Below are 18443 nucleotides of genomic sequence, written 5' to 3'. Positions count from 1 at the left end.
TCCAGCGCGTCGGCCTCGCCGCCGACGATGAAGGTCAGCGTGCCGGCCGCGGCGCCGGCCACACCACCGGAAACGGGGGCATCGATCATGGCCAGACCGCGCGCCTGCGCGGCGGCGTTCACCTTCTGCGCCGACGCCGGTGCGATGGTCGAGCAGTCGATCACGAGCGTGCCGGCCGCCAGGTGCGCCAGCAGGCCGTCGTCGCCCAGGTACAGGCTTTCGACGTGCTTGCTGGCGGGCAGCATGGAGACCACCACCTGCGCGCCCTCGGCCGCCGCGCGGGCCGAATCGGCCGTGCCCACGCCGGCCTCGCGCGCCTTGGCCAGTGCGTCGGTGCTGAGGTCGAAGGCGCTGACGGCATAGCCGGCCTTGTGCAGGTTGACGGCCATGGGACCGCCCATGTTGCCCAGGCCGATGAACGCGACGCGGGTGTTGCTGTTGCTCATGCTTGTCTCCTTGGTGTGTATGTGAAATCGTGGGCCGGGTCGAACGGACTACGTCAGGTCGGCCAGCGGATGCGGGCCGGTGAAGCGCGGTCGCAGGTGGTCGGCGATCCATTCGTGCGTCACCTCGGCCAGCGTGGCCGGCTGCCAGCGCGGGTTCTTGTCCTTGTCCACCAGCAGGGCCCGTACCCCTTCGGCGAAGTCCGGGTGGGCGCAGCAGCCGACCGAGGCCTGCAACTCCAGCCGGAAGGTGTCGGCCAGCGACAGCAGGCGCGCGCGGCGCAGCATTTCCAGGCTCAGCGCGGCCGACGTGGGTGAACCCTTGGTGAAGGTGGCGCCGGCCTGTGCCAGCCAGGGGTCGCTGTCGCTGGCCAGGGCGGCCAGCCGGGGCGCCATGTCGCTCAAGCGGTCGTGTCCGATCACGGCGTTGATGCGATCGAAATGCGTGCGCAGGGGCGAGGCGGGCAACGCCACACCCTGGCCCAGCCGCTCCAGCAGATGGCTCAGTTGCGCGTCATCGGCCTCGCGCTCGCCGGCCCACGAGGCGGCCGCGATGCCCTGCAGCAGGTCGGCATGGCGCTCGTGAGGCACGGCGAAATCGGCCAGTCCGGCGAACAGGGCGTCGGCCGCGTTCAGGTGCGCACCGGTCAGCGCCAGGAAAGCACCGGTCTTGCCGGGCAGGCGCGAGAGAATCCAGCTACCGCCGACGTCCGGGTACAGGCCGATGTTGATCTCGGGCATGGCCATGCGCGTGCGGGGCGTGGCCACACGGTGCGAGGCGCCGGCCATCAGGCCGATACCGCCGCCCATGACAAAGCCGTGGCCCCAGCAGACGAAGGGCTTGGGGTAGGTGTGGATGCGGTGATCGAGCCGGTACTCGCGCTCGAAGAAGTCGTGCGCGATGGGCGGCACCTCGCCGGCGGGCAGGGCGCGGATGGCGTGGCACAGGCCGACCACGTCGCCACCGGCGCAGAAGGCCTTGTCGCCCGTGGCGTCCAGGATCACGCCGGCCACCTGCGGGTCGTCGGCCCAGGCCTTCAGTTGCGGGTCGAGCAGATCCACCATGGCCAGCGACAGCGCATGGAGGCTGGCCGGTGCGTTGAGCGTGGCGCGGCCGAAACGGTGGCCGCTGGCGGTGGTGATGGTGTCGAAAAGAACGGGTTGGTCAGAGGTCGTCATTCAGGCATTTTTCCATGCGGGTTGACGCTTTTCGAGGAAGGCGGTGACACCTTCGCTGCGGTCGGCGGTGTCGAACAGGTCGATGAAGGTCTCGCGCTCGGCGGGCAGGACCTGTTGCGGCGGCGTGTGGCGGGCGCCCTGGATCAGGCGCTTGCAGGCGCGCACGGCGCTCGGGCTCTGCCGGCCCACCTTCTCGGCCATCGCCAGGGCCCGCTCCAGCGCCTGACCCTTGCCGACCACCTCGTCCACCAGGCCGATGCGCTGCGCGGTGGCGGCATCGACCCGCTCGCCCAGCAGCACCATGCGCTTGGCCCAGGATTCGCCCACGTTCCAGGCCAGCCACTGCGTGCCGCCCGCGCAGGGCAGCAGGCCGACGCTGGCCTCGGGCAGCGCCATCACGGCGTGCTCCTCGGCCACGCGCAGGTCGCAGGCCAGTGCGCACTCCAGGCCGCCGCCCATGGCGTAGCCGTTGATGGCAGCAATGCTCACGCCGCGGAAGGCGGCCAGCGTCTCGAAGGCCTCGCCGAAGCGGCGCGCCATGGTGGCGGCGGTGGCCTTGTCGGTGCCGCTCTCGGTGGGGGCGAACAGCTTGAGATCGGCACCGGCGCTGAAGAATTTCTCGCCCGCGCCGGTGATGACCAGCGCGTAGATGTCGCGGTCGTTTTCCAGGTCGCGCACCAGGCGCGCCAGCGCGGGCAGGCTCTGGTCGGTCCAGGTGTGCGCCGGCGGATTGTCCAGCGTGACCACGGCGGTGTGGCCGCGTTTTTCCAGTTTCAGTCCGGTGTAGGTATCGCTCATCGAATGGTCTCCGTCGCGTTGTCCTGCAACATGCGGCGCGCGATGATCACGCGCATGATCTCGTTCGTGCCTTCCAGGATCTGGTGCACGCGCGCGTCGCGCAGCAGGCGCTCCAGGGGAAACTCGCGCAGGTAGCCGTAGCCGCCGTGCAGTTGCAGCGCCTGGTTGCACACCTCGAAGCCGAGGTCGGTCGCCAGGCGCTTGGCCATGGCGCAGTAGGTGGTGGCGTCGGGGTGGCCGGCGTCGAGCTTGCTGGCTGCCAGCCGCACCATCTGGCGCGCCGCCACCAGCTCGGTCGCCATGTCGGCCAGCTTGAACTGCAGGGCCTGGAACTCGGCCAGCGTCTTGCCGAACTGACGCCGCTCGTGCATGTAGCGCTGGGCTGCGTTCAGCGCGCCCTGTGCCGCACCCACCGAGCAGGTGGCGATGTTGATGCGCCCGCCGTCCAGCCCCTTCATGGCAATCTTGAAGCCGTCGCCCTCCTGGCCCAGCAGATGGGTGGCCGGCACGCGCACGCCGTCGAAGCTGATGACGCGCGTGGGCTGGCTGTTCCAGCCCATCTTCTCTTCCTTCTTGCCGTACTGGATGCCGGGGCTGTCGGCCGGCACGACCAGGGCCGAGATACCGGCCGCACCCGGGCCGCCGGTGCGGCACATCACCACCAGCACGTCGGTCGATCCGGCGCCCGAGATGAAGGCCTTGCTGCCGTCGAGCACGTAGTGATCGGCCTCGCGCCGCGCCGCGGTCTTGAGCGAGGCCGCGTCCGAGCCCGCGCCCGGCTCGGTCAGGCAGTACGAGGCGAGCTTGCGCCCGCTCGTGAGCAGCGGGCCCCAGTGCGCGGCCACCTCGGCCGATGCGAAGCTGGTCACCATCCACGTGGCCATGTTGTGGATGGTGATGAAGGCCGTGGTCGAGGGATCGGCCGCGGCCAGTTCCTCGAACACCACGGTGGCGTCCAGTCGCGTCAGGCCCAGCCCGTCGTGGTCGGTGGATGCATACAGGCCGCAGAACCCCAACTCCCCGGCCTGCGCGATCACCTCGCGCGGGAAATGAGCCTCGGCGTCCCATCGGGCCGCATGCGGGGCCAGTTCGTTCAGGGCGAATTCGCGCGCCGTCTGCTGGAAGGCACGCTGGTCTTCGGACAGCTCGAAATTCATTTCAGGCTGATGGTCGTGTTGACGCCGGAGGACACGTCATCCTCGAACCAGCGGGCCGTCACGGTCTTGGTCTGGGTGTAGAACAGCACCACCTGCTTGCCATAGGGGCCGAGGTCGCCCAGCTTGGAGGCACGTGAGCCCGTGAACGAAAACATCGGCACCGGCACCGGGATCGGCACGTTGATGCCGATCTGGCCGACGTCGATGTCTTCCTCGAACTTGCGGGCCGCCGCGCCCGATTGCGTGAAGATGGCCGTGCCGTTGCCATTCGGGTTGGCGTTGATGAGGGCGATGGCCTCGTCCAGCGTCTCGGCTTCGGCCAGGCACAGCACCGGCCCGAAGATTTCCTGCTCGTAGATGCTCATGCCGGGTTTGACGCCCGAGAAGATGGTCGGGCCGACGAAGTTGCCATTGGCCGAACCGCTGGCCAGCGCCGGATGGCGTCCGTCCAGTTCCAGCGTTGCGCCTTCGGCCACGCCCTGGTCGATCAGCGACTGCACGCGCTCCTTGGCCGCACACGAGATCAGCGGGCCGAGGTCGAGGTTCTCCTTGCCGGGGCCGACCTTGAGCGTCCTGGCCCTGGCCACCAGCTCGGGCACCCATTGGCGCGCCTCGCCGACCAGCACAGCCACCGAGACGGCCATGCAGCGCTGGCCGGCGGCACCAAACGCGGCGCCGACCAGCGCGTTGAGGGTCTGCTCCTTGTGGGCGTCGGGCAGCACGATGGCGTGGTTCTTGGCGCCCATCATGCACTGCACGCGCTTGCCGGCCAGCGAGGCGCGGTTGTACACATGGGTGCCCACCTTGGTCGAACCCACGAAGCTGATGGCCTTGATGTCGGGGTGGTCGCAGATCGCATCCACCACCTCGGCGGCGCCGTGCACCACGTTGAGCACGCCCTTGGGAATGCCGGCCTCCAGGGCCAGCTTCACCAGTTCCATGGTCACCATCGGGTCCTGCTCCGAGGGCTTGAGCACGAAGGTGTTGCCACAGGCGATGGCCATCGGGAACATCCACAGCGGGATCATGGCCGGGAAGTTGAACGGCGTGATGCCGGCGCACACACCCAGCGGCTGCAGCCGCGTGTAGGTGTCGACGCCACCGGCCACGTTCATGGCCAGCTCGCCCAGCTGCAGGTTGCCGATGGCGGCGGCGTGCTCGACCACCTCCAGGCCGCGGAACACGTCGCCCTCGGCATCGGCCAGGGTCTTGCCCTGTTCGGCGGTCAGCGTGGCCGCCAGCGACTTCATGTTTTCACGGATGAGCTGCTGGTACTTCAGGAAGATGCGCGCCCGTGCGCCGATGGGGGTCTTGCGCCAGGTCTTGAAAGCCTCCTTGGCGGCGGCCACGGCGGCCTCGACCTCTTCGGGCGTGGCCAGCGGCACGCGCGCCAGCACCTCCTGCGTGGCCGGGTTGACCACATTGCGCCATTGCGTGGTTTTGGAATCGACCAGCTCGCCGTTGATCAGCAGCGGGACGGTGGGTGCCAGCACGGTGCTGGCCTGGGGTGCGTTCATGGCAGGTCTCCTCGGTGGTGGATGCCGGACGGCCCAGGACGGGCCAGTCCTCATGCCGGCCATCGTATATGTGCAAAATAGCCATGGCAATACGCATATATGCATTCTGATTTTGCAAATATGCACATAGGAGATCGCGATGGACTGGGACAACCTGCGCTACTTCCTGGAACTGGCACGCTCGGGCACATTGGCCGCGGCCGCGCGCCGCACCGGGGTGGAGCACACCACCGTGGCGCGGCGCGTGCAGGCGCTGGAAAAGCAGATGGGGGCGCCGCTGTTCGCGCGCGAGGCCGGTGGCCACCGCCTGACCGAGGTCGGGCGCCAGTTGCTGCCCGCCGTCGAGGCCATGGAGTCGGCCGTTCTCGGCGTCGAGCGTGTGCGTCCGCCCGAGGACGAGGGGCCTTCGGGGCTGGTGCGCGTGGGCTGCACGGAAGGCTTCGGCACCGAGGTGCTGGCACCGCACCTGGCCGCATTGACGCGCCAGCACTCCGCGCTGTCGGTCGATCTGCTGGCCCTGCCGCGCATGCTGCACCTGAGCCGGCGCGAGGCCGACATCGTGATTTCGCTGGAGCGTCCCACACGGGGTTCGGTGATCGTCACCCGGCTCACCGACTATGTGCTGCATCTGTATGGCCAGCGCGAGTACCTGGCCCGCCGACCGCTGGTGACCGGCACGGCCGACCTGCGCCACCACAGCTTCGTCAACTACGTGGACGACCTGCTGTTCACCCGCGAGTTGCAGTTTCTGGATGAACTGCAACCGCCCGAGCGTTTCGCGTTTCGCAGCACCAGCATCCTGGCCCAGTACGCCGCCGTGCGCGCCGGCGCCGGCCTGGCCGTGCTGCCGGCCTTCCTGGCCGATGGTGATCCACTGCTGGTGCGCGTGCTGCCGCAGCGCGCGCGCTTCACGCGCACCTTCTGGATGAGCATGCCGGAAGAGGCCAAGCACCAGGCGCGCATGCAGGCGGTGTGGGCCTTTCTCAAGGAGGTCTGCGTGCGCGAGCAGGCACGTCTGCTGCCCGCCTGAAGGATCACGGGTTCACGAGCACCAGCTTGCCCTTGACCGAGCGCGCACCCATGATGGCGTAGGCCTTGGGCAGTTCCCGCATCGGCAGGGTCTGGTCGATCACCGGCTTGATCTGGCCTTTCAGGTACATGCCGGCCAGCGTCTGCATCATGGCGGCGTTCGCCTTGGGCTCGCGTTTGGCGAAATCGCCCCAGAACACGCCCACGACGCTGGCACCCTTGAGCAGCGCCAGATTCAGCGGCAGGCTGGGAATGGGACCGCTGGCGAAGCCCACCACCAGATAGCGCCCGCGCCAGGCGATGGAGCGGAAAACCGGTTCGGCGAACTCGCCGCCGACCGGGTCGTACACCACATCGGGGCCCTTGCCATCGGTCAGGCGCCGGATTTCCTCGCGCAGGCCGGATTGCGGCGTGTGCACGCTGTAGTTGATGGTCGCGTCCGCACCCTGCGCCTTGCACAGCGCGCATTTTTCGTCGCTCGATGCCGCGGCGATCACGCGCACGCCGGCGGCCTTGGCCAGTTGGATCGCCGCCGTGCCGACGCCGCCCGCCGCGCCGAGGATCAGCACCGTCTCGCCGGCCTGGAGCTGCGCCCGGTCCATCAGCGCGTGCCACGAGGTGGCGTAGATCATGATGAAGGCGGCCGCATCGACCGCCGGAAAGCCATCGGGCAGCGGCATGCACAGCGCCGCTGGCGCCAGCGCGTGGGTAGCGAAGCCCCCGGTGCCGCTGAGGCAGGCCACCGCCTGCCCGGGTTGGAGGTGCGTGACGCCTTCGCCCACGGCGCGCACGATGCCCGCGTATTCGGATCCGGGCACGAAGGGCAGGGGGGGCTTGATCTGGTACTTGTTCTGGACGATCAGCAGGTCCGGGAAGTTCAGGCTCGCGGCCTGGATCTCCACCAGCACCTCGCCCGCCTTGGGCTCGGGGGGCGGCAGCTCTTGCCAGGTCAGGGCCTCGACGCCCACGGGGTTCTCGCACAGCCAGGCTTGCATCGTGTCTCCTCGGTTCTGATGGGTGGCGGTCTCACGCGCCATGATAGGGAGACTCGCGCTGCCCGCCAGCTTCACCGCGGCGGCGCTTGTCCCATGCGTGACGGAAAGCCGCCTCCCCGCGCAACTCCTACAATCCTCGGCATGAGAATTCTGCTGTGCAACGACGACGGCTTCCGGGCTCCGGGCATCGAAGCCCTGTACGAAGCCCTGCGGCCGCTGGCCGACGTCGAGGTGGTGGCGCCCGAGCACAACAACAGCGCCAAGTCCAATGCCCTGTCCCTGCACTCGCCGCTGTACGTGCACGAGGCCTCCAACGGCTTCCGCTACGTCAATGGCACCCCGGCCGACTGCGTGCACATCGCGCTGACGGGTCTGCTCGGCTACCGGCCCGACCTGGTGGTCTCGGGCATCAACAATGGCGCCAACATGGGTGATGACACCATCTACTCCGGCACGGTGGGCGCGGCCATGGAGGGCTATCTGTTCGGCATTCCCGCCATCGCCTTCTCCCAGACCGAAAGGGGCTGGTCTCACCTGGATGCGGCGGCCGACAAGGCGGCCGAGCTGGTCAAGCGCCTGTTGCCTTCGGTGGCCGACGCCAGCGAGCGCGGGGAGCCGTGGCTGCTCAATGTCAACGTGCCCAACCGGCCCGCGTCCGAACTCAAGGGCTTCAAGGTGGCGCGGCTGGGTCGGCGCCATGCGGCCCAGCAGGTCATCATGCAGCAAAGCCCGCGTGGCGAGACCATGTACTGGATCGGCGGCGCCGGCCCGGCCAAGGACGCCGCCGAGGGCACCGATTTCCACGCGGTTGCGCAGGGCCATGTCACGATCACCCCGCTGCAGATCGATCTGACCGACCATGAGCGCCTGCCGTACTGGGTGCCCCTGGCGCAGCAACTGTCCGAAGACGGCACGCCGTGAGCATCAAGAAGCCCGCGCCACCGCCGGCCGGCACCCCCCGGCCGCGGCCGGCGTTCCCCGCGCGCCTGCCGTCCAGTGGCGGCCCGGCGCCCGCACCGGCGCGGCCGGCGCCGGCCGCGCCGGTGGCCGGCTCGGCGGGTACCGTGCCGGCCCGGGCCATGCTGGCTGCCATGGTGCACAAGCTCCAGAGACAGGGTTTGAGCCATCCGGCCGTTATTGCTGCGATAGGGGCGGTCGAGCGTCACCGCTTCGTCGATTCCGCGCTGGCCAACCAGGCCTACGAGGACACCAGTCTGCCGATCGGGCTCGGGCAGACGATCTCCAAACCCAACGTCGTGGCCCGTATGCTGGAGCTGCTGTGCGAAGGCCATACCGAGCGCCTGGGGCGTGTGCTCGAGATCGGGACCGGCGGGGGCTACCAGGCGGCCGTGCTCAGCCACCTGGCGCGCGAGGTCTACACCATGGAGCGGCTGCGGGGCTTGCATGAGCGCGCGCGGGCCAATCTGCGCCACTTCCGCCTGCCCAATGTCCACCTGTTGTTTGGCGACGGCATGCTGGGCTATCCACAAGGCGCGCCCTATGCCGCCATCATTGCTGCGGCCGGTGGCGAGGCCATCCCGCAGGCCTGGGTCGACCAACTGGCAGTGGGCGGGCGGCTGGTGGCGCCCGCCCAGTTCGGTGCAGGCGGCCAGCGGCTGGTGGTGCTGGACAAGACCCGTACCGGGGTTGTGCAGAAGGTTCTCGAACCCGTGTTGTTCGTGCCTCTAAAATCAGGTATTTCCTGACCGGTGTGCGGCGTGTCCGTGTGCCGGCTGCTTAGCTTGAATGTCATTGTCGGTGACGCTTTGCGTCAACGACTCCACGGGAGATGTCTGCCATGAACCACTGCGCACAGTTTCTGCCGCAGGACCTGCCGATGACCGGGCGGCAATGGACGCCGCTATGCCACCCTCGTACCGCACTGGAGTCCAGCCGGGGCGGGCGCCGGCCTGGGTTGGCTGCCTGGCAACGTGCGGGCCTGCTGGTCCTGACGGTCGGGCTGGTGCTGACCGCCGGGTGTTCCACGCGGCGCGTGGCCCAGCCGGCGCCGGTCGAAGACCGCGCGGGTGCTGCCGCACCAGAGGCGGGCAAAGCGCTGCCGGGCGCCGAGAACGCCGGCAAGCCGGGTTACTACACCGTCAAACCCGGTGACACGCTGTACCGCATCGCGCTGGAACACGGTCAGGCGCCGCGCGACCTGCAGACCTGGAACAACATGGCCAACCCGAACCTGATCGAGGTCGGCCAGGTGCTGCGCGTGGCACCACCGGCATCGGTCGCCACGGCGCCGGTGGCCGCGCCGCTGCCCGGCAGCGCGGTGGTGGGCCGTCCCCTGGGGCAGGCCGGTGTCGCGGCGCCGCCTGCGTCTGCCGCCAATGGCGCCGCACCGGCAGCACCGGCGACAGCGTCGGTGCCCGAATCCGCCGGTGCCGACGAGGTCGCCTTCGTCTGGCCGGCACAGGGCTCGGTCATCGCCAGCTTCGACGAAGCCCGCAACAAGGGCGTGTCCATCGCCGGCAAGCTGGGTGACCCCGTCCTGGCGGCCGCCGACGGCCGCGTCGTCTACGCGGGGGCCGGCCTGCGTGGCTACGGCAACCTCATCATCCTCAAGCACAACAACACGTTTCTGACGGCCTACGCCCACAACCAGGCGCTGCTGGTGCGCGAGGACCAGCAGGTGCGTCAGGGCCAGCGCATTGCCGAGATGGGCAGCAGCGACACCGATCGCGTCAAACTGCACTTCGAGGTGCGGCGTCAGGGCAAGCCGGTGGATCCCCTGAACTACCTGCCCAGGCGTTGAGCGCGACGGCATGACTTGACCGCTCTGAAGGGGAGACGCGCGATGGCGTGGCCGGTACTGGTTTTCGACATCGAGTCGATCCCCGACGTGGCGGGGATGCGCCGGCTGCGTGATGATCCGGCCGATTGGCGCGACGAGCAGGTCTACCAGGCCTGGCTGGCCGGGCGTCAGTCCGAGGGCAAGGGTGATTTTGCGCCGCTGCACCTGCAGCGCGTGCTGGTCATCAGTTGCGTGTTCCGCAATGCCGAAGGGCTCCGGGTGCATTCCCTGGTCGATCGGGATGGCCGCAGCGAAGGCAAGGTGATCCAGACCTTCTTCCACATCATCGAGAAGCACACGCCGCAACTGGTGAGCTGGAATGGCGGCGGCTTCGATCTGCCCGTGCTGCACTACCGTGGCCTGTGCCACGGCGTGGAGGCCAGCAAGTACTGGGACATGGGCGAGGACGACCGCGAGTTCAAGTGGAACCACTACATCGGCCGCTACCACCTGCGCCATCTCGACCTGATGGATCTGCTGGCCCTGTATTCGCCGAAGAACAACGCGCCGCTCGACGCGCTGGCCAAACTGTGTGGCTTCCCGGGCAAGCTGGGCATGGATGGCTCGCAGGTGTACGCCCAGTACCTGCAGGGCGGTCTGGAGGACATCCGGCGCTACTGCGAGACCGATGTCCTGAACACCTACCTCATGTACTGCCGGTTCCAGAAGATGCGCGGTGGCTTCACCGAGGCCGAGTACGCACAGGAGATCGACTTCGTCAGGGCGACGCTGGGCGATCTCGCCCACAGCGAGCCGCACTGGGACGAGTACCTGAAGGCCTGGCGCTGACAACCGGCTTCATCCGGCCGTGTGGATGCTGACGCCGGGATGCAGGCCGGAGACCGTGCGCAGGCATTCCCGCAGTGCCTGCGCGAGCGCCCGTGCGGCGGGGCTGGGCGGCTGATCACGCCGGTGCATCAGGAACACCTCGCGCGCCACGCGCGGGCGCAGCGGGACAAACGTCAGCCCGCTGGCCTGCGGGTGCGAGGCCCCCAGAGCCGACAGCACGGCCACCCCCACGCCGGCCTGGGCCATGGACAGTTGCAGGGCGAGGTTGCTGACCTCCACTCCGCCCGCCATCAGCGCGACCAGGTCGGATCCGTGCAGCGACAGCGTATGCACGATGCTGGTGTCCGCCGGCTCCTTGAGCAGGGGCAGGCGGGCCAGATCGGCGTGTGAGGCACTGCGGCGCAGGCCGAAGCGTCCGGCCTGGCCGAGCAGGCCGATGGGTGCGCTCAACAGCCGCTCGCACGTCAGCGCCGACGTGTCGCCGACCGGCGTGCCGATGCCCAGATCGGCCTCGGACCGCTGCACGCGCGCGGTGATGCCGGCGCTGTTGTCGTCCAGCACACGCAGGCGCAAGCCCGGATGCGTGCGCATCAGCCGCTCCACGGCCCGGGGCAGCACGGTGCAGCCGAAGGCGGTGCCCACCGCCAGGGTCACGCTGCCATGCACCTGGCCGCTTGGGCCGCGCAGCGTATCCAGGGCGGTGTCCATGTCGCGCAGCAGGCGCTGGGCCAGCGGCAGCAGTTGCCGGCCCTCGTGCGTCAGCGCCAGGCGCCGGGTGGTGCGTTCGAACAGCACGGTGCCCAACTGCGCCTCGAATTCCTTGAGCGCGCGCGTGAGCGCGGGCTGGCTGATGTGCAGCGCCTCGCTGGCGCGCGTCACATGGCCCAGCGCCGCCGTGGTCACGAACATCTTCAACTGCCGCTGCGTCCAATTCATAGCATCTGATTATGAATAAAACCCATCAATGCATTGGACGTTTTCATTCGTGAGGCCTACATTGGGTCGCTTCTTCCACCTTCCATCCACCCGAAATCCTCATGAGAGAGCGGCACATGAAGCACTTCACCACTGTCCTGAAATCCTGGAGCACCGCTGTGGCGGCCGCGGGGTCACTGGTGGCCTGCGGGAGTCTGCCGGCGCCACCGACATCGGTGGCCGTGCCGGCCGGCGAGGTCAAGGGAACGGCCGTCACGCACACGGCGGCCTCGGCGCGCGGCGTGATGGACAACGCCGCCCTGGTGTTGCCGGCCCGTGCCACGGGCACGGGCATCTACGCGGGCCCGCTGCGCGATGCGCCGCGAACCGGTGGCGCGCCGGTGCCGGTGGTGGTGTTCCTGCACGGCTCTTCGGGGCTGGGGCTCAAGGCCATCGGCGAATGGCAGCGCTGGCTGGCTGGTCTGGGGGTGGCCAGCGTGGCGCCCGACTCGTTTGCGCTGCCCGATCGCATCACCTACAAATCGCCGGTGAGCAAGGCGGTCTATGAGCAGGTGCACGCGCTGCGCCTGTCCGAGGTGGCACTGGCGCTGCAGGCGCTGCGCCAGCAGCCCTGGGCCGACACGTCGCGCTTGGTGCTTGCCGGCACCAGCGAGGGGGCGGCGGCCGTGGCCCGCCACGACGGCACCGGCTTCGCCGGACGCATCATCTATTCGTGGAGCTGCGAGGACAACTACTTCGTGCAGGCGCACCGCAGCGTGTTGCCGCCCGGGCAGCCGGTGCTCAACGTCATGAGCAGCACCGATGTGTATTTCTCACCCACCAATGCCTGGCTGGGCAACCCGGCGGCCAAGGGCCATTGCGGGGATGCGCTGCGCGATCACAAGAATGCCAGCATCGTGCTGATTCCCGGCGCGCCGCACACGCTGCTGAACCTGCCGCCAGCGCGCCACGCCACCGCCGGCTTTCTGCGCGATGTCCTCAAGCTCGAATGAGGCGCACCGGTGGGTAGCGATGAGGCCTGAGACAATCGGGGCATGAGTCAAGACAATTCCACGCAAGACCTTGCCGCATCCCCGTCAGCCAGTCTGCCCGAAGGCTGGCTGGCCATCGAATCGCTGGACATCGAGGCCCAGGGCATTGCTCACCGGCCCGATGGCAAGGTGGTGTTCGTCGAAGGCGCGCTGCCGTTCGAAATCGTCAGCGCCCAGGTCCACCGCCGCAAAAACAACTGGGAGGCCGCCACCGTCACCGACATCCACCGCGAGTCGCCCCAGCGCGTGCGCCCCGGCTGCCCGCATTTCGGGCTGCACGCCGGCGCCTGTGGCGGCTGCAAGATGCAGCACCTGCATCCGGCGGCCCAGGTGGCCGTCAAGCAGCGGGTGCTGGAGGACAACCTCTGGCATCTGGCCAAGGTCAAGGCCGAGACGCTGCTGCGCCCGATCGAGGGGCCGACCTGGGGCTACCGTTACCGGGCGCGCCTGTCGGTGCGTCATGTGCACAAGAAAGGCGAAGTGCTGATCGGCTTTCACGAACGCAAGAGCCGCTATGTGGCCGACATGGCGGTCTGCCATGTGCTGCCGCCGCACGTGAGTGCCTTGCTGGTGCCGCTGCGGGCGCTGATCTTCAGCATGGACGCGCGCGAAACCTGTCCCCAGATCGAGCTGGCTGCCGGTGACGAGGTCACGGCGCTGGTGCTGCGCCATCTGGAGCCGCTGAGCGAGGACGACCAGGCGCGCCTGCGCGGCTTCGCCCAGCAGCATGGCGTGCAATGGTGGCTGCAGCCCAAGGGGCCGGACACGGTTCACCTGCTTGACGAAGGAGGGCCTCAGCTGGCGTACCGCCTGCCCGAATTCGGTATCATGATGCCGTTCAAACCGACCGATTTCACGCAGGTCAATCCGCACATCAACCGCGTGCTGGTGGCGCGCGCGCTGCGTCTGCTGGAGGCACGCCCCAATGAGCGCGTGATCGACTGGTTCTGCGGCCTGGGCAACTTCACGCTCCCCATCGCCACCATGGCCGGCGAGGTGCTGGGCATCGAGGGCAGCGAGGCGCTGGTGGCACGCTCGCGCCAGAACCTGCAGTACAACCAGCAGCGCCAGGGTGGCCGCCTCGCGCCGACCCAGTTCGTCGCGCGCAACCTGTTCGAGATGACCCCGGAACTTCTCGTGGCCGACGGCGTGGCCGACCGCTGGCTGGTCGATCCACCGCGCGAGGGCGCCTTCGCGCTGGTCAAGGCGCTGGCCGACCTGCACCAGTCGCGTCTGGGTGCCGAAGGAGCACCACCGCTGCCCACCGGTGGCGAAGCCTGGGTGCCGCCACGGCGCATCGTCTATGTCAGTTGCAACCCGGCCACGCTGGCGCGCGATGCCGGCCTGCTGGTGCACCAGGCGGGTTACCGCTGCGTGGCGGCCGGCGTGGTCAACATGTTTCCGCACACCGCACATGTGGAAAGCATCGCGGTGTTCGAGCGCGCCGCCTGACCAGCCGGACCCAGGCTGCGGAGGCAGGCGCGTGGCGCTTGCCCCGGGCCGGCAACGGAAAAGGGAGCCCGCGGGCTCCCTTTTTTCAGGTTCATCGCGTCGCGACCGGTGTCGCCGGCGCGATGTTGTTCAGTCCTCGCCGCCGAAGATGCCCAGCAGGGCCAGCAGGCTCTGGAAGATGTTGTACAGGCTCAGGTACAGGCCCAGCGTGGCCGCAATGTAGTTGGTTTCGCCACCATCTACGATGCGTTTGAGGTCATACAGCAGGTAGAGGCTGAACACCAGGATGGCCAGCGTGGCGATGGCGGCGAAGGCCGCCGGGCTGCCGACGAACACGTTGATGACGCCACCGATCAGGATGGCCAGGGCACCGGCGAACAGCCATTTGCCCATGCCCGAGAGATCGCGCTTGATGATGGTGGACAGGTTGGCCATGACCAGGAATACGCCGGCGGTGCCGCCGAAGGCCGTCATGACGAGGTCGGAGCCATTCTTGAGGCCCAGCACCATGCCCAGGATGCGCGAGAGCATCAGGCCCATGAAGAAGGTGAACGCCAGCAGCACGGCCACGCCCGTGGCGGAGTGCTTGGTCTTCTCGATGGCGAACATGAAGGCGAAGGCGCCGCCCAGGAACACCACCAGCCCGATCCCGCCGGTCAGACCCATGGCGATACCGGTGCGCAGGCCCACCCAGGCCCCGAGGGCGGTGGGCAGCAAAGACAGTGCCAGCAACCAGTAGGTGTTGCGCATCACCTTGTTGCGTGTGGCGGACAGCGCGGATGAGCTGCGGCCGTATGTGGGCAGGGAATGAGGCTGGTTCATCTCGATGTTCTCCGTCGGGTTGAGCCGGAATGGGAAGGCCGGGTTTGCGGGGCAGGGTCAGACTGTTGTGACGTTCATCCACGCAATTTCTGCGGTATGGTCGCCATGGGCGCTACCCTGATGTGCCGCACACCATACTATATGGAATACCGACACCGGTAAAAAGTTCATGAAGAGCAAACCTGTCCTTGAATTGACCGATCTGAAGGCCATCGCGGCGGCGGCCGAGGCCGAGGCGCTGAAGAACCAGTGGCCGGTGTGCATCGCCATCGTCGACGACGGTGGTCACCTGGTATGGCTGCAACGGCTCGATGGGGCGGTGCCGGTCTCGGCGCGCATCGCCACGGCCAAGGCGCACACGGCGGCGCTGGGTGTGCGTGAAAGCAAGATCTACGAAGACATGATCAACCAGGGCCGGGTATCGTTCCTGAGCGCGCCGCTGATCGAGGGCATGCTCGAAGGCGGTGTGCCCATCCTGCGCGAGGGTCAGTGCCTGGGGGCCGTGGGTGTCAGCGGCGTCAAGTCGAACGAGGATGCGCAGATCGCTCGAGCGGGCATTGCGGCGCTCGGTGGCTGAAAAGCCCTCATTTCGTCAGGATGAGCTTGCCCTGGCGGGTGGTCTGCAGGCGGTAGGCCGCACCGTTGTGTTCGATGATGATCGCGTTCCGGCCCTGCAGCAGGTCGCCGCTGCGCACCCTCATCGGATGCTGACCGGCGGGGTCGGGCCGGCGCGTCGCGGCCGCGTTGCCCTGCGCAAGGTGCGCAGCGGCCTGTGTCATGGAATCGGACATGGCGATGCTCCTGGTGGCTCTGGCCGGGTTTATGGTGAGTCCGGTTCGGTGATGAACCCGATCTTCCTGATGCCTGCGCGCTGGGCGGCCGCCATGGCCTGGGCCACGCGTTCGTAGCGCACCGCCTTGTCGCCGCGGATGTGCAGCTCGGGTTGTGGCTCCTGGGCAGCGGTGTCAAGCAGATGCTGCTCGAAGTCGGCATCCTCGACCGGTGCGTCATTCCAGTAATACGCGCCGTCCGCGGCCACCGACAGGCGGACGTTCTCGGGCTTGTCGAGCACCTTCTCGTTGCTGGCACGCGGCAGGTCGATGTTGACGGCGTGCTTGATGACGGGCACGGTGATGATGAAGATGATCAGCAGCACCAGCATCACATCGATGAACGGGATCATGTTGATCTCGCTCATCATCGCCTCGCTGTCCTCCTGGGTTCCGATCGCCATGGTCTTGCTCCTCAGGCCTTCTTCATCGGCAGGACCTTGACGTCACCAACGGCCGTCACGCGGGCGCCGGTGACGAAGTAGGCATGCATGTCGTGTGCAAAGCGGTTGAGTTTGTGGGTGATGGCCTTGTTGGCACGGACCAGGGCGTTGTAGCCCAGCACGGCCGGGATGGCCACCAGCAGACCCAGGGCGGTCATGATCAGGGCCTCGCCGATCGGGCCGGCCACTTTGTCGATGCTGACCTGGCCGGAGGCACCGATGCCCAGCAGGGCATGGTAGATGCCCCAGACGGTCCCGAACAGGCCGACAAAGGGCGCCGTGGAGGCCACCGAAGCCAGCACGGTCAGACCGCTTTGCGAGCGGGCGGTGTGGTCGTCCAGGCTGTGGCGCAGGCTGCGCTCGACCCAGTCGCTCAGGTCCAGGTTGTCGTGCAGCTGCGGGGCATGGCGGCCGTCCTGGTGCAAGATGTGGCGCGCGGCCTCGCGCCCCTCTGTGGCCAGTGCGCGAAACGGATTGCCATCGGCCGGGCCCAGCTTGTCCAGGCCCTCGGCGAAGTCGGCGCTGTGCCAGAAGCCTTCCACCCCGGCCGCCTGCTTGCGGTGCGCGCGCAGGTCCAGCAGCTTCCACAGGATGATGATCCAGGTGCTGAGCGACATGATGAGCAGGACGATCGCGACCGTTCGGGTCACGGCATCGCCCTGGGTCCACACGTGGACCAGACCGGAGGAGGCAAAGTTCGAATCCATGGGAATTGTTGTCCGGAGGTTGCTTGGAATGGAAATCGGCGGGCCGTCGCCGGGGGATCAGTCGAGTACCCAGTTGATCGGTACGAGGTACCACATCGCTTCGGGAACGCCGGCACGTTTGCCGGGCACGAAGCGCCAGCGGCGCACCGCATCGACGGCGGCCTTGTCCAGCCGTTTAAAACCGCTGGAGGTGGCGACCTGAATGTCGCCCGGTGTGCCGTCGGCCTGCACCAGCACGCGCAGGGTGACGCGGCCCTGCTCGCCCAGACGGCGCGACAGCGAGGGGTAGACCGGCGCCGGGTTGCGCAGATAACCTGCCGAGCTGGACGGCATCTCCACCACTGGCGCTGCCGGCGCGGGTGGAGCCGGGGGCGCGGGCGGGGCCGGTGGTACCGGTTCCGCTGGCGCGACCGGAACGGCCGGCGCGTTGTCCGAGGGTGTCGGGTCGGCCTCGGCCACCGGCAAGGGCGTGGGCTCCGGCTTCCTCGCAACCGGCCGGGGCTGCGGTTTGGGCTGTGGCCGGACTTGCGGTTTGGGTTCCGGCGGTGGCGGCGCTGGCGGGGCTTCCTGCCGGGGTGGCTCGATCAGCTCGACCATGACCTCCACGGGGATCACCATTTCCACGGCACGCCGCAGCAGCCCGCTTTGCAATGCCCATAAGGCTAGGACGTGAAATCCGATCACGGCGGCAATGATGAGCAGGCGGCGGTGCACGTGGGAACTGTCGGGGGCAGACCGACGCTGTGCACCCAGGGCAGGGCGAGCAAGAGCAGCGGCGGAGTCGTTCATGGTCTAAGAGATGATGCCATCAGCGGCGCAACGCCCACAGCGCAGCGGCAACGATCAGGACAAGGCTGCCACCGAGTATGGAAAGCGTGAGGGCCATGGCGGAGTGCGCAATACGCGCTGAACAAGATGCACAGATTATAAATGCGAATTCTTCGCATTTGCAGTTTGTGTCGAAAAAATGCCGGTCGCGGTGGTGAAAAGCTATGAACCAGATAGAATCTATCAATACAAAAAAATCATAGATATGAACTATGATATACCCTATGACAGCGCACCCAATGCGCCGTCATCGTTTCCCCATCAACGCAACTCTAGGAGAGAGCATGTCCCTGATCAACACCCAAGTCCAGCCGTTCAAGACCACCGCCTTCGTCAACCGCGACGGCAAGGGCGAGTTCATCGAAGTCACCGAGGAATCGCTCAAGGGCAAGTGGTCGGTCCTGATCTTCATGCCGGCAGCCTTCACCTTCAACTGCCCGACCGAGATCGAAGACGCCGCCGAGAACTACGCCGAGTTCCAGAAGGCCGGTGCCGAGGTCTACATCGTGACCACCGACACCCACTTCTCGCACAAGGTGTGGCACGAAACCTCCGCTGCTGTCGGCAAGGCCAAGTTCCCCCTGGTGGGCGACCCCACGCACCAGCTGACCAACGCCTTCGGCGTGCACATCGCTGAAGAAGGTCTGGCGCTGCGCGGCACGTTCGTGATCAACCCCGAAGGCGTGA

General features: G+C 67.8%; 21 protein-coding genes. 9 read left to right on the top strand and 12 right to left on the bottom strand.

Going from position 1 to position 18443, the window contains the following annotated elements; genetic code table 11:
* From PHQ87_RS07325 to PHQ87_RS07305, 5 genes are all read right to left on the bottom strand, one after another.
* Positions 1-446: NAD(P)-binding domain-containing protein (locus PHQ87_RS07325; RefSeq protein ID WP_300232602.1), on the bottom strand; the 446-nt coding region annotated here is incomplete at its 3' end.
* A 48-nt stretch (positions 447-494) separates the two neighbouring features.
* Positions 495-1622 (bottom strand): enoyl-CoA hydratase/isomerase family protein, encoded by a 1128-nt coding sequence (locus PHQ87_RS07320; protein ID WP_300232600.1) that lies wholly within the window; start codon positions 1620-1622, stop codon positions 495-497.
* Positions 1623-2420: an enoyl-CoA hydratase gene (locus PHQ87_RS07315; protein WP_300232598.1), complete on the bottom strand. Its 798-nt coding sequence runs from the start codon at positions 2418-2420 to the stop codon at positions 1623-1625.
* Positions 2417-3577 (bottom strand): acyl-CoA dehydrogenase family protein, encoded by a 1161-nt coding sequence (locus PHQ87_RS07310; protein ID WP_300232595.1) that lies wholly within the window; start codon positions 3575-3577, stop codon positions 2417-2419. Before PHQ87_RS07310 ends, PHQ87_RS07315 begins: the two co-directional genes overlap by 4 nt.
* Complete coding sequence (locus PHQ87_RS07305) at positions 3574-5094, bottom strand: CoA-acylating methylmalonate-semialdehyde dehydrogenase (RefSeq protein ID WP_300232593.1); 1521 nt, start codon at positions 5092-5094, stop codon at positions 3574-3576. The genes PHQ87_RS07310 and PHQ87_RS07305 overlap by 4 nt, the downstream gene beginning before the upstream one ends.
* A 139-nt stretch (positions 5095-5233) precedes the next feature.
* On the opposite strand from PHQ87_RS07305, the gene PHQ87_RS07300 reads away from it, so the two are divergent.
* Positions 5234-6124, top strand: coding sequence for a LysR family transcriptional regulator (locus PHQ87_RS07300; protein WP_300232590.1), 891 nt, complete (start codon positions 5234-5236; stop codon positions 6122-6124).
* A 4-nt stretch (positions 6125-6128) separates the two neighbouring features.
* On the opposite strand, the gene PHQ87_RS07295 is transcribed toward PHQ87_RS07300, so the two are convergent.
* Positions 6129-7118, bottom strand: a complete 990-nt coding sequence (locus tag PHQ87_RS07295) for an NADPH:quinone oxidoreductase family protein (RefSeq protein ID WP_300232587.1) — start codon at positions 7116-7118, stop codon at positions 6129-6131.
* Between the two features lie 141 nt (positions 7119-7259).
* Between PHQ87_RS07295 and surE the strand changes: the two genes are divergently transcribed.
* From surE to PHQ87_RS07275, 4 genes are all read left to right on the top strand, one after another.
* Entirely contained in the window at positions 7260-8039 is a 780-nt protein-coding gene (surE, locus tag PHQ87_RS07290) for a 5'/3'-nucleotidase SurE (RefSeq protein WP_300232586.1), read from the top strand.
* Positions 8036-8824 carry a protein-L-isoaspartate(D-aspartate) O-methyltransferase gene (locus PHQ87_RS07285; RefSeq protein WP_320387910.1) on the top strand — a complete coding sequence of 263 codons (789 nt, stop codon included), beginning with the start codon at positions 8036-8038 and terminating at the stop codon, positions 8822-8824. The genes surE and PHQ87_RS07285 overlap by 4 nt, the downstream gene beginning before the upstream one ends.
* A gap of 92 nt (positions 8825-8916) precedes the next feature.
* The gene (locus tag PHQ87_RS07280; RefSeq protein WP_300232583.1) at positions 8917-9879 is read left to right on the top strand and encodes a peptidoglycan DD-metalloendopeptidase family protein; all 963 of its coding nucleotides are present in this window, start codon (positions 8917-8919) and stop codon (positions 9877-9879) included.
* A 42-nt stretch (positions 9880-9921) separates the two neighbouring features.
* Positions 9922-10707: a 3'-5' exonuclease gene (locus tag PHQ87_RS07275; RefSeq protein ID WP_300232581.1), complete on the top strand. Its 786-nt coding sequence runs from the start codon at positions 9922-9924 to the stop codon at positions 10705-10707.
* A 9-nt stretch (positions 10708-10716) separates the two neighbouring features.
* Here the strand turns inward: PHQ87_RS07275 and PHQ87_RS07270 are convergent, their stop codons facing one another.
* Positions 10717-11643: a LysR family transcriptional regulator gene (locus tag PHQ87_RS07270; protein WP_300232579.1), complete on the bottom strand. Its 927-nt coding sequence runs from the start codon at positions 11641-11643 to the stop codon at positions 10717-10719.
* A gap of 116 nt (positions 11644-11759) precedes the next feature.
* Here PHQ87_RS07270 and PHQ87_RS07265 point away from each other — a divergent pair, with 116 nt between their 5' ends.
* Together PHQ87_RS07265 and rlmD are read left to right on the top strand one after the other, a co-directional pair.
* On the top strand, positions 11760-12635 hold the full coding sequence (locus PHQ87_RS07265) for an alpha/beta hydrolase (RefSeq protein WP_300232577.1): 876 nt from the start codon (positions 11760-11762) through the stop codon (positions 12633-12635).
* Positions 12636-12677: 42 nt separating this feature from the next.
* On the top strand, positions 12678-14126 hold the full coding sequence (gene rlmD / locus PHQ87_RS07260) for a 23S rRNA (uracil(1939)-C(5))-methyltransferase RlmD (protein WP_300232574.1): 1449 nt from the start codon (positions 12678-12680) through the stop codon (positions 14124-14126).
* Positions 14127-14255: 129 nt separating this feature from the next.
* Here the strand turns inward: rlmD and PHQ87_RS07255 are convergent, their stop codons facing one another.
* The gene (locus tag PHQ87_RS07255) at positions 14256-14948 is read right to left on the bottom strand and encodes a Bax inhibitor-1 family protein (protein ID WP_300232572.1); all 693 of its coding nucleotides are present in this window, start codon (positions 14946-14948) and stop codon (positions 14256-14258) included.
* 169 nt (positions 14949-15117) lie between these two features.
* Between PHQ87_RS07255 and PHQ87_RS07250 the strand changes: the two genes are divergently transcribed.
* A complete protein-coding gene (locus PHQ87_RS07250) occupies positions 15118-15525 on the top strand; it encodes a heme-binding protein (protein WP_300232570.1) in 408 nt (135 codons plus the stop codon).
* Positions 15526-15532: 7 nt separating this feature from the next.
* On the opposite strand, the gene PHQ87_RS07245 is transcribed toward PHQ87_RS07250, so the two are convergent.
* From PHQ87_RS07245 to PHQ87_RS07230, 4 genes are read right to left on the bottom strand one after another with little or no spacing between them, the layout of a single operon-like run.
* A complete protein-coding gene (locus PHQ87_RS07245) occupies positions 15533-15739 on the bottom strand; it encodes a hemin uptake protein HemP (protein ID WP_300232568.1) in 207 nt (68 codons plus the stop codon).
* A gap of 29 nt (positions 15740-15768) precedes the next feature.
* A complete protein-coding gene (locus tag PHQ87_RS07240; protein WP_300232566.1) occupies positions 15769-16182 on the bottom strand; it encodes a biopolymer transporter ExbD in 414 nt (137 codons plus the stop codon).
* Positions 16183-16193: 11 nt separating this feature from the next.
* A complete protein-coding gene (locus PHQ87_RS07235) occupies positions 16194-16928 on the bottom strand; it encodes a MotA/TolQ/ExbB proton channel family protein (RefSeq protein WP_300232565.1) in 735 nt (244 codons plus the stop codon).
* A gap of 57 nt (positions 16929-16985) precedes the next feature.
* The gene (locus PHQ87_RS07230; RefSeq protein ID WP_300232604.1) at positions 16986-17642 is read right to left on the bottom strand and encodes an energy transducer TonB; all 657 of its coding nucleotides are present in this window, start codon (positions 17640-17642) and stop codon (positions 16986-16988) included.
* A 398-nt stretch (positions 17643-18040) separates the two neighbouring features.
* Here PHQ87_RS07230 and PHQ87_RS07225 point away from each other — a divergent pair.
* Positions 18041-18443, top strand: a 403-nt coding sequence (locus tag PHQ87_RS07225) for a redoxin domain-containing protein (RefSeq protein ID WP_300232562.1), incomplete at its 3' end; no start/stop codon positions are given.

The sequence above is a fragment of the Hydrogenophaga sp. genome (genome assembly GCF_028698005.1).
Lineage (GTDB): Bacteria > Pseudomonadota > Gammaproteobacteria > Burkholderiales > Burkholderiaceae_C > Hydrogenophaga.
This window is presented reverse-complemented; position numbering and strand designations above follow the sequence as displayed.